Source organism: Streptomyces sp. SAI-170 (genome assembly GCF_049739565.1).
GTDB lineage: Bacteria > Actinomycetota > Actinomycetes > Streptomycetales > Streptomycetaceae > Streptomyces.
The window spans coordinates 4,027,102-4,036,638 of the sequence record NZ_JBMGQD010000001.1; the positions used below are offsets into that span (position 1 = coordinate 4,027,102).

Consider the following 9,537-nt stretch of genomic DNA (forward strand, 5'->3'; position numbering starts at 1 on the left):
GCATGAGGGGCGACCGGCCGCCGACGGGGCGACTGTGCCGTCATCACACGGTAACTCCGGCTCCCGCGTGTCCGCCCGGCGCCGCACACTCGTTCGCACGAACCGGAAGCCTCTCCCTGTATAAGGCCGGAAATGGGCTGATCAGACGTACGCTGGAAGTACCGGAAGTACTTCGAGCACCAGCTTCCACGCAGGTGTCATTTCCGGGGAACACGAAAAACCGGGCTGCCGACGGGCAGCCCGGGGGCAGGTCCGCCATGACCACCATCCTCGACAGGACAGCGAACCGCGCCCTCACCCCAGGACTTCCGGCCCGCTTGTCGCTCACTCCGAAGACCACGCTCGCCGGTCGGCTCGACGGCGCCTGGTGGCCCCGTTCACGCGACCTGGCAGCCGAGCTGCCGGCGCTGGCCGACGCCCTCGAAGGACGCTGGGGCCGCATCACCCGCGTCCTGGTGAATCCCGGCCACTGGCCCGTCGTCCCGCACAAGGTCGCCGTCACCGGCCGCGTGCTGCACGTGGGCTGGTTCACCGAGCTGGACCCGGACAAGATCATCCTGCTGTCCTACACGACCGGCCGCTGCGACCTGCTCGTGGTTCCGCCTGAGACCGAACCCGCCTCCGCGGCCCGGCTGATGACCGCCGCCGCACTCCCAGGCAGCGTCCTCACCGCAGGCTCGCTGATGTCCGGCGAGGTTGCGACCGGCCGCCGTATGCGGGAGGCGCGCAGCACCGAAGACGCCTGGGAGAACGACGGCGGTGCAGCCCCGGCGCCCCGGTCGGACCCAGCGGCGCACCCGGTCGTCGGCGCGCGGATGATCCCGCTGCCGGGACGCATGAGGAGGTGAGGACATGGAGATCGTGATCACCCTCGTGGCAGGCGCACTTCTGATCGTGCTCGGCACACGCCTGATCCACCGGCTGAACTCCCAACACGACGCACGCATAGCGGCCCGTCACTTCGGCGATCCCTACCCCTCCCTCAGCCGGCCCCCCGGTCACAGCCACCCCAGGCCGCCCGAACGGATCGCCGATCGGCGGACTACGGGCACCTGGCCCTGACCTGCCTGACCTCAGACCACTCCTCCGGTCGAAGGCCGCGGGTGGGGCACCCGACACCCGGGACGACCCACCCGCCGACCTCTCGCTTTAGTCCCGAACGGAGCACTCCGTCTTGCACCCCACCGAGAACGAACCACCGCCGCAGGCCGAATACGCCGAGATCCGTATCGTCTCCGCCACGCCCGAGGCCGCCCGCGCGGTCGCCGAAGTGATCCGCCGGTGCTTCGCCGGCGCGGAGCAGCGCAGCTACCCCGTGCCGGGCGGCGGCACCCGGCTCCACCTCACCGTCGACACCGAGACCGCCGCCGGACCCGCCCGTACCTGGCTCGCCACCAGCAGACCTCCCACCGGCACCGGCCCTCACACCGAGGAGCCCTGAGCGGCAGCGGTACCGCCGGCAGATCCTCCAGGCCCTCTACACGGCCGCCGAAGGCAACCGCCTGCTCGGGTGTGATGCTCGAACCGGGGGACCGCGTCCTCTGCTTCAGCCAGCTGATCGACTGGGTCAACCAGTTGGGAGAAGACGGACCGAGGCGTCCGCGCGGTGGCACGGGACCTGTCCCACACGCTCAGGCGGGCCCGCGGCGAAGCCACCTCGGACGACGCCACTCTCGTCCTGGTCGAGTGGCTCGGCTGACCCGCCGCCGTGCCACAACGTGCCAGTAGAGGCGGTCAGCAGCGGACAACAAGGGAGCAACGTCCTCGATGTCAGACCGGCGCTGTACGGTCCGGCCGCATGGCTGAAAGACCGACGACGAACTGGCGCAGGGGCACAGCCGACGAAGCCGCGGAGCTTGCCGCCGGCACTCTGGACCCCGACTGCGCGTGCATGGTCCACCTGTTCCCTGACGAACTCCTGTCCGCGACCGACGCCGTCCTGGACGCCTTCGAGGCCGAGCTACCCACGCTCGCCGAAGGTGACGACGAGCAAGTCTTCGCCGTGGTCGAGCGTGTCGTCCTGGCCCTGAACGCAGTGAACGAAGCTCACGACGAGTGCGCCTTCGAGACCGATGAGCGCGAGCAGCTCTGCCTGTACATCGACGAGGCCCTCACGGAGCATGGGGTCGACGTCGCAGCCCTGACCGCCAGCCGCGGACTCGGCCGTCACGAGCTCACGGACCAGTGGCGGGCCTGGTGAACGCCTCACCCTCGCGGCAGCCGCTGGACCGGCGCCGTGGCGGAGCCGACCGCTCCTTGGCCAAGACCTTCTGCTCGCCGACCGACGGCACGCTCTACGCCACCACCGACGGCCTGCAGATCTGAGCGGCCAAGCGGCGCAGTTGAGGATTCAGTGGGTGGCAGGCACATGTGTCGAGGGGGACCTGTGCTCTCCGCGTGTCCTGTCTCGAGGCGTGTCGGGGGCGCGAGAATCAAACTCCGACAGAGGGATCCACCCCCAAGGTGGTGCCTTGGTGCCTGTCGCGTCTAGCGCGGCGCGCTGTCATCCGCCGGGAACGCAGGGCCGTGACCCGGCACGATGACGTCCGCGGTGGCGAGGACGCGGAGTCGGGATGTCCGGAGGGTCTCGTGGTTCGGGGCCACCGGGTCGAGGACGGGCCCGTTGGGGCGCCACCACAGGTCGCCGACGAAGGCGACGACGCCCGAATTCGTGCCTGCGAGCAGGGTGATGTCCTCGGGGCTGTGGCCGGGGGTGCGGATCAGCCGTAGGGACGGGGCGAGTTGGTGGCCCTCGGCGTCGCGGTCGGTCCACTGGTCGTTGTGGTAGATCGCCTTGTGGTCATGGACACGGGCCTGGCCGAAGAGGCCGACGTTCATGGTGTTGTCCGGGTGGTGGTGGCTGAGGACCACGTCGGTGATGTCGTCAGGGCCGAGCCCCAACTCGGCGAGGGGGCCGAGGATCCGGTCCCGGCCGGCCACCATGCCGGGGTCGACGATCACATGGCGTCCCCCGTCACGGACGTAGGAGACGGTGGCGGCGACCCCGGGACCGGTGGAGAGGGTGTAGCCGGTGGTCAGGATCGTGTACACGGCGCTGCGGCCGAGCGGTGCGTCTGTCATGGCCCCAAGTCTTCGGGCTGGGCGGCTGACCGACGAGTGGCCCTGCTGCCACTGATCGCAGGATTCGTGCCACACTCCCCGCATGCCGCCGTTCGTGACCGTCGCCGCCTACGCCCCGCCCGGGGTCGGCATGCTCGGTGCCGGCATCGTCTCCGAGGTGTTCGACGCGCGCGGCCAGGGTCTGCCCCGCTTCGACTTCGCGCTGTGCACGGACCGGCCCGGAAGGGTGCGCAGCGATGTCGGGCTGCCGCTCGTGGTCGAGCACGGGCTGGACCGGCTGGCCGCGGCCGACCTGGTGATCGCCTTGCCCTGGGCGGACTTCCGTACGCCCCCGGGACCTGCCGTGCTCGACGCGCTGACCGCCGCGCATGAGCGCGGCGCGCTGGTCGCGGGACATTGCGTGGGCGCTTTCGCGCTCGCCGCGGCCGGGCTGCTCGACGGGCGGCGCGCCACCACCCACTGGCGATTCGCCGGTCTGCTGGCCGACCGTCACCCGGGCATCACCGTCGAACCCGACGCCCTGTACATCGACGAAGGCCAGATCGCCACGGGCGCGGGAGCCGCTGCCGGCTTCGACCTGTGCCTGCACCTCCTGCGACGGGAGTACGGCGCCGCCACGGCCAACGCCATCGCCCGAGACCTGGTCCTTCCGTCCCACCGCGACGGCGGACAAGCCCAGTACCTGGCCACCCCGGCCCCCGAGGACTGTCAGGACGAACGGCTCGCGGACGTACTCGCCTGGGCCCGAGAGCACCTCCACGAGCCGCTCCCGGTGGCGGAACTGGCCCGCCGCGCCCTCATGAGCCGTCGCTCCTTCGCCCGACGCTTCGCCGCCTCCACCGGCACCACCCCACACGCCTGGCTGCTCGGCCTGCGACTCAGCCGCGCGGAGGAACTCCTCGAGACCACGGACCTCCCGGTCGAGGAGATCGCCCGCCTGGTCGGCTACGGAAGCGCGGCCGTGCTGCGCGAACAGTTCGTACGGCGCCGGGGCGTGCCGCCCCGTTCCTATCGCCGGTCCTTCACCCGCATGTCGTAGGCGAGGAGGCCGTGGCAGGCGGTCCATGCCGGGCATGTTGCTTCCCCGACCGGGTAGGCGCGGCCCTGAGGGCCTGCTCACCGGAGCGGGCGCGAACTGCAGGGAGGGCCTGGGATGACGACGGCATTCGTCGGCACGACGACCGACTCCGGCACGGAGTTGCCGCAGATCCCGGACCCCGGGAAGGTCGCACCCCAGGACGCCCGTGAGCTGACCCGGATGTTCCTCGAGCAGCTCGCCGTGCTCGAGGAAGGCACGCACGAGTACCAGTACGCGCGCAACACGCTCATCGAGATGAACATGTCGCTGGTGCGCTTCGCCTCGCGCCGCTTCCGCAACAGCGGCCAGGACATGGAGGACGTCGTCCAGGTCGGCACGATCGGCCTGATCAAGGCGATCGACCGGTTCGAGGTCTCCCGCGAGGTCCAGTTCACCAGCTTCGCGGTGCCGTACATCGTCGGCGAGATCAAGCGGTTCTTCCGCGACACCTCCTGGTCCGTGCACGTGCCGCGCCGGCTGCAGGAGGCGCGGTCCGAACTCGCCCGGGCCAACGAGGAATTGGGGAGCCGGTTGGGCCGGGCTCCCCGGGTCTCGGAACTCGCCGCTCTGCTGAACCTCACGGAGGAACAGGTCGTCGAGGTCCAGATCGCGGCGAACGGCTACACCTCCGCCTCCCTCGACGCCGCGATCACCGGTGACGCCGAGGACGGCGAGGCGGCCCTGTCGGAGTTCATCGGGGAAGAGGACACCGCTCTCCAACTCGTGGAGGACTTCCACGCCCTGGCCCCGCTCGTCGCCGAGCTGGACGAGCGGGACCGGCGGATCCTGCACATGAAGTTCGTCGAGGAGATGACCCAGGCGCAGATCGGCGAGGAGCTGGGGGTCTCGCAGATGCACATCTCGCGCCTCACCTCCCGCATCCTGGCCCGCCTGCGCTCGGGCATGCTCACCACCGACTAGCGGATCTCACGCCCGGCCGGAGTTCCTGCGGATGACGGAGTGGACGTGCATCTGGGTGGGCGTGCCGCCCTGCCCCCCGGCATCAGCCGAAGCTGCCCAGCCAACGCCCTCAGCCACCCCGAGCCGGCGCGGGTCGGTGGCAGGCCGCAGGTCAGAGGGTGATGAACGGTGAGTGCTCGATGAGCAGGAGTCTGCGCAGGGCCGTGCGGAGGCGGGAGGTGAGTCGGTGGTGTGGCGAGGAAGGTGTGGGCATGGCTCCCCCAGGAGTAAGGTACGCCTAGGCGCGTACCTGAAGTGAAGGTACGCAATGTCGCGTACCTTGTCGAAGGGGTGGAGTGATGGCGGCAGGCGAGTTGGAGCACCCTCGTGTCGAGGAGCTCGAGGTGGGGCCCATCCTGCTGGCGCTCGCGGACGCGAATCGGCGTCGGGTCGTGGCGGAGCTGGCCGAGCGGCCGGACGAGGAGCGGCTGTGCGCTTCGTTCGAGCTGCCGGTGAGCAAGTCCAGCCGCACCCGGCACTGGCGAGTGCTGCGCGAGGCGGGCCTGGTGTATCAGCGCGACGCGGGGAACGGGCTGTACATGCGCCTCCGGAAAGAGGACCTGGAGCGCAGGTTCCCCGGCCTGGTCCAGGCCGTCGTGGCCGCGGACCAGGGCCGGGGCTGACGTAGGCGAGGACGCCTCGCCCCACAGGTAGCAGCCCGTGCCTGATCAGGCCGCCGCCCGGGCGGTGGGCATCTCCGCCTCGGCCAGCAGGTCGATCAGGGTCGCCCGGGCGCGGGCCACGCGGGAGCGGACCGTGCCGATCGGGCAGTCGCCGGCCTCGGCCGCATCGGCGTAGGGCAGGCCGAGGAGCTGGGTGAGGACGAACGCCTCCCGGCGCTCGTCGGGCAGCGAGTCCAGCAGGTCCAGCAGAGCTATGCCGTCGTCGAAGCCGGGCAGGTCGCGCGGCTGTGCGTTCTCCACGGCCAGTTGCCAGTCCGGTACGTCGGACAGCCGCGGCCGGGCGGCGGCGTACCGGTAGCTGTCGACGACCGCCCGGCGGGCGATGGCCAGTAGCCAGGCCCGGGCGGAGGAACGGCCCTCGAAGCGGTGCAGGCTGCCGAGCGCGCGCAGGAACGTGTCCTGCGCGAGGTCGTCGACCGCCTGGGGGTCGGCGCAGAGGTGGGCGACGTAGCGCTGGACGTCGCGCTGCAGAGCCCGTACGAAACGCTCGACCGCGTCCGCGTCACCGCCGCGGGCGGCGAGCGCCCAGGCGGTCGTCGAGTCGTCGAGCAGTGCCGCTTTCTCGCCCGCGCGGGGCGAGACGGGCAGGACAGAAGTGATCACCTGGTGTCCTTCTCGTCATCCGGTGAGTGGGGTGACGGCCGTACCGCGCCTGTACGGGCGCACGACGCCTGTACGGGGGTACGGCCGATGCCCGAGGCACGCGCAGGGTGACCTCGGGATGCCGGCTGTCGTCAGCAGACAGCGGTCCCCAGCGGCGGACCCCGGGAGGTGATCGCGTGGACGAGAAGACGAAGAGCGGGCGCCCGGTCCGAGCGGGGCCGGAGCGCTCCGGGACGTGGGCCGTACGGGGCGAGGGGCAGGGCGAGCAGCAGCCGCAGCGGCGCCGCCAGCCATCCGGCCACGGCCCGCAGGATGCGGAACGCCGCCCTCTCGCCGTAGGCCAGCCAGAGGCCGGTGAGGAGGGCGGCGAGCAGGTGGGCGGCGAGCATGCCGAACGACGACGCACCATCGCCGCCGCCGTCCATGGAATGCCCCATGTGATCCATGTGGCCCATGTGGTCCATCTGCTTCACGTGGTCCATGGGGTCCATGCCGCTCATGTCCGTGGGGGCGGCGCCCGCCGACTGCGCCAGCGAGAACGCCCCGTGCAGCGCCGTCTGCGCGGCGACCACCACGGCCACCACCAGCGGCAGCCCGCGCTCACGGCCCGCCAGGCCCCAGCCCGCGGCGCCGGTCGCGGCCACACCGGCGGCCAGCGCCCAGGCGGGCACGGAGGTGCCGGACATCATCACGTGGCCCAGGGCGGCGAGCAGCACGCAGACGGCCGCGAACACCACGGCCCGTACTGCGCGAGAACACCGCCCTGCTGTCATGGCGCCTCATCCTCGCATCCGGGACCGGGTCGTCACGGGTGGGTACGGATATCGCCCTGCCCGCACTCAACCCGCCCCCCGTGTCCACCGATCGGTGGACGTGAAGTTCAACCCGTCGCCTCTGCCGGACAACCGCCCTGTTCAACAAGGCTGTTGGGCATGAATTCGTTCACTGTGCGCATGGCGCAATGGAGTGCTCGGCATCCCTGGCGGGCCGTCGTCGGCTGGGTCGTGTTCGTGGTGGTGTGCCTGGGGGTGGGCAGTGCCGTCGGTACGCACAGTGCGACGACGGCCGACTACCGGGTCGGGGAGGCCGGGCGGGCGGAGGCGATGGCCGCCGAAGGGCAGCTGGAGCGCAGGTCGGCCGAGCAGGTGCTGATCTCGTCCCGGTCGGGTGCCCTGGACCGGGGCGCGGCGGACGCGGCAGCGAGGGATCTGGCCTCCCGGATGCGGCGGTTGCCCGAGGTGGCGGACGTGGCCGCCCCGCAGTTGTCCGGGGACCGGTCGATCCTCATGGTCGAGGTGTCCCTGAAGGGCGAGGAGCGGGACGCGAAGGACAAGGTCGACGCGCTGGTCGCGCAGACCGAGGCGGTCGGGAAGGCGTATCCGGGGCTGCTGCTGGAGGAGACCGGAAGTCCCTCCATCAGCAAGGGCGTCGACCAGCAGCGCAGTGACGACCTGGCGCTCTCGGAGAAGATCACGCTGCCCATCACCCTGGTCACGCTGCTGGTGGTGTTCGGGTCCGTGACCATGGCCGGAGTGCCGCTGCTGCTGGCGCTGTCCTCGATCGCGGCGGCCGTCGGGCTGTCGATGGTGGTGTCGCACCTGTCCCCCGACGCCGGGGTCGGTACGAACGTCATCCTGATGATCGGGCTCGCGGTCGGCGTCGACTACACGCTCTTCTACCTCAAGCGGGAGCGGGAGGAGCGTGCCCGCTCGGGCGGCCGGCTGAGCTCCGAGGCGCTGGTGGAGCTGGCCGCGGCGACCTCGGGCCGGGCGGTCGTGGTGTCCGGGCTCGCGGTCGTGGCCTCCACCGCGACCCTGTATCTCGCCTCCGACGTCATCTTCTCCTCGCTGGCCACCGGCACGATCGTGGTCGTCCTGGTCGCGGTGGCCAGCTCCCTGACGGCGCTGCCCGCGCTCCTGGTCAAGCTCGGGCAGCGGCAGGAGCGCGGTGCCCGGCGCCGCGCCGAGCGCGGGAAGCCGGCCCGCCGGGAGCGGGGCGAAGGCGCGGGCCGTGTCTGGGCCGCGCTGCTGCGGCCCGCGAGCAAGCACCCCCTCGCCACCCTCTGCGTCTCCGTGCTCGCCCTGCTCGCGCTCGTCACCCCGCTGGCCGGGCTGAAGATCACCGAGATGAGCCGGGACACGCACTCCCGCGACATCCCCGCCATGCGCGTGTACGACCGGCTCAACGAGGCGTTCCCGGAGCACCGGGTCACGCACCAGGTCGTCGTACGGGCCGATGCCGCCCGTGCCGGAGAGGTCGCCGACGCTCTGCGCGAGGTGGCCCGGCGGGCCGGCGACGACCCGCTGTTCGCCGGCGCGTCGGGTGTCCGGACCTCCGCCGACCGGCGGATCAGCACGCTCGAACTGAGGGTGCCGTATCTGGGCGACTCCGAGCAGGCGTACGACTCCCTCGACCATCTGCGCGACCGCTACCTGCCCGCCACCGTGGGGCGGGTCGCCGGGGCGGAGTTCGGGGTGAGCGGGGACGTCGCCCGGTACACCGACTATCCCGCTCACCAGAACAGCAAACTGCCGCTGGTTCTCGGGGCGTTGCTGCTGGTGACCTTCGCGATGACCACGTACGCGTTCCGTTCCGTGGTGCTGGGACTGATCGGTGTCGGGCTGAACCTGCTGTCCGCGGCGGCTTCGCTCGGACTGCTCGTGCTGGTCTTCCAAGGGTCCTGGGCCGAGGGGCTGTTGGACTTCCACTCCACGGGGTCCATCGGGTCGCGCGTACCGCTGTTCCTCTTCGTGATCCTCTTCGGGCTCTCGATGGACTACCAGGTGTTCGTGGTGAGCCGCATCCGGGAGGCCGTGGTCTCCGGCGTGCCGACGCGGCAGGCCGTGCTGGAGGGCATCCGCCGGTCGGCGAGCGTGGTGACGAGCGCGGCGGTGGTGATGACGACCGTCTTCGTGAGCTTCGTCTTCCTGCACATCATCGAGATGAAGCAGATCGGCTTCGTCCTCGCCGCGGCCGTCCTGCTCGACGCCTTCGTCGTCCGGATCATGATCCTGCCGTCGGCGATGCTGCTGCTCGGGGAGGCCAGCTGGTGGCCCGGGCGGCCGGGGCGCAGGGCGGCCACCTCGGCTCGAACGGCCGACGCGCGGCCGGTGGTCGACGTACGTTGATCGG

General features: G+C 71.3%; 12 protein-coding genes and 1 pseudogene. 10 read left to right on the forward strand and 3 right to left on the reverse strand.

Annotation, left to right across the window (positions count from 1 at the left end; all coding sequences use genetic code 11):
• Positions 1-257 precede the first annotated feature (257 nt).
• The 6 genes and pseudogenes from RKD23_RS18020 to RKD23_RS18045 all read left to right on the forward strand — a co-directional run bounded on the left by RKD23_RS18020 (position 258) and on the right by RKD23_RS18045 (position 2,325).
• Positions 258-848, forward strand: a complete 591-nt coding sequence (locus RKD23_RS18020; protein WP_424854594.1) for a DUF5994 family protein — start codon at positions 258-260, stop codon at positions 846-848.
• A gap of 4 nt (positions 849-852) precedes the next feature.
• Positions 853-1,062, forward strand: a complete 210-nt coding sequence (locus tag RKD23_RS18025; RefSeq protein ID WP_424854595.1) for a hypothetical protein — start codon at positions 853-855, stop codon at positions 1,060-1,062.
• Positions 1,063-1,174: 112 nt separating this feature from the next.
• Positions 1,175-1,441 carry a hypothetical protein gene (locus RKD23_RS18030; RefSeq protein ID WP_424854596.1) on the forward strand — a complete coding sequence of 89 codons (267 nt, stop codon included), beginning with the start codon at positions 1,175-1,177 and terminating at the stop codon, positions 1,439-1,441.
• Positions 1,442-1,518: 77 nt separating this feature from the next.
• Positions 1,519-1,699: pseudogene (locus tag RKD23_RS18035) on the forward strand (serine/threonine-protein phosphatase); the annotation flags it as partial.
• Positions 1,700-1,798: 99 nt separating this feature from the next.
• Complete coding sequence (locus RKD23_RS18040; protein ID WP_424854597.1) at positions 1,799-2,200, forward strand: hypothetical protein; 402 nt, start codon at positions 1,799-1,801, stop codon at positions 2,198-2,200.
• A complete protein-coding gene (locus RKD23_RS18045; protein WP_424854598.1) occupies positions 2,197-2,325 on the forward strand; it encodes a hypothetical protein in 129 nt (42 codons plus the stop codon). The genes RKD23_RS18040 and RKD23_RS18045 overlap by 4 nt, the downstream gene beginning before the upstream one ends.
• 162 nt (positions 2,326-2,487) lie before the next feature.
• Here the strand turns inward: RKD23_RS18045 and RKD23_RS18050 are convergent, their stop codons facing one another.
• The gene (locus RKD23_RS18050; RefSeq protein WP_424854599.1) at positions 2,488-3,081 is read right to left on the reverse strand and encodes an MBL fold metallo-hydrolase; all 594 of its coding nucleotides are present in this window, start codon (positions 3,079-3,081) and stop codon (positions 2,488-2,490) included.
• An 82-nt stretch (positions 3,082-3,163) separates the two neighbouring features.
• Here RKD23_RS18050 and RKD23_RS18055 point away from each other — a divergent pair, with 82 nt between their 5' ends.
• From RKD23_RS18055 to RKD23_RS18065, 3 genes are all read left to right on the forward strand, one after another.
• On the forward strand, positions 3,164-4,120 hold the full coding sequence (locus RKD23_RS18055) for a GlxA family transcriptional regulator (RefSeq protein ID WP_424854600.1): 957 nt from the start codon (positions 3,164-3,166) through the stop codon (positions 4,118-4,120).
• Between the two features lie 114 nt (positions 4,121-4,234).
• On the forward strand, positions 4,235-5,080 hold the full coding sequence (locus RKD23_RS18060; RefSeq protein WP_424854601.1) for an RNA polymerase sigma factor SigF: 846 nt from the start codon (positions 4,235-4,237) through the stop codon (positions 5,078-5,080).
• Positions 5,081-5,418: 338 nt separating this feature from the next.
• Positions 5,419-5,742, forward strand: a complete 324-nt coding sequence (locus tag RKD23_RS18065; RefSeq protein WP_424854602.1) for an ArsR/SmtB family transcription factor — start codon at positions 5,419-5,421, stop codon at positions 5,740-5,742.
• A gap of 45 nt (positions 5,743-5,787) precedes the next feature.
• On the opposite strand, the gene RKD23_RS18070 is transcribed toward RKD23_RS18065, so the two are convergent.
• Positions 5,788-6,405 carry a sigma-70 family RNA polymerase sigma factor gene (locus tag RKD23_RS18070; protein ID WP_424854603.1) on the reverse strand — a complete coding sequence of 206 codons (618 nt, stop codon included), beginning with the start codon at positions 6,403-6,405 and terminating at the stop codon, positions 5,788-5,790.
• A 131-nt stretch (positions 6,406-6,536) separates the two neighbouring features.
• Entirely contained in the window at positions 6,537-7,178 is a 642-nt protein-coding gene (locus RKD23_RS18075) for a hypothetical protein (protein ID WP_424854604.1), read from the reverse strand.
• Positions 7,179-7,337: 159 nt separating this feature from the next.
• Here RKD23_RS18075 and RKD23_RS18080 point away from each other — a divergent pair, with 159 nt between their 5' ends.
• Positions 7,338-9,533 (forward strand): MMPL family transporter, encoded by a 2,196-nt coding sequence (locus tag RKD23_RS18080; RefSeq protein WP_424854605.1) that lies wholly within the window; start codon positions 7,338-7,340, stop codon positions 9,531-9,533.
• Positions 9,534-9,537: the final 4 nt, after the last annotated feature.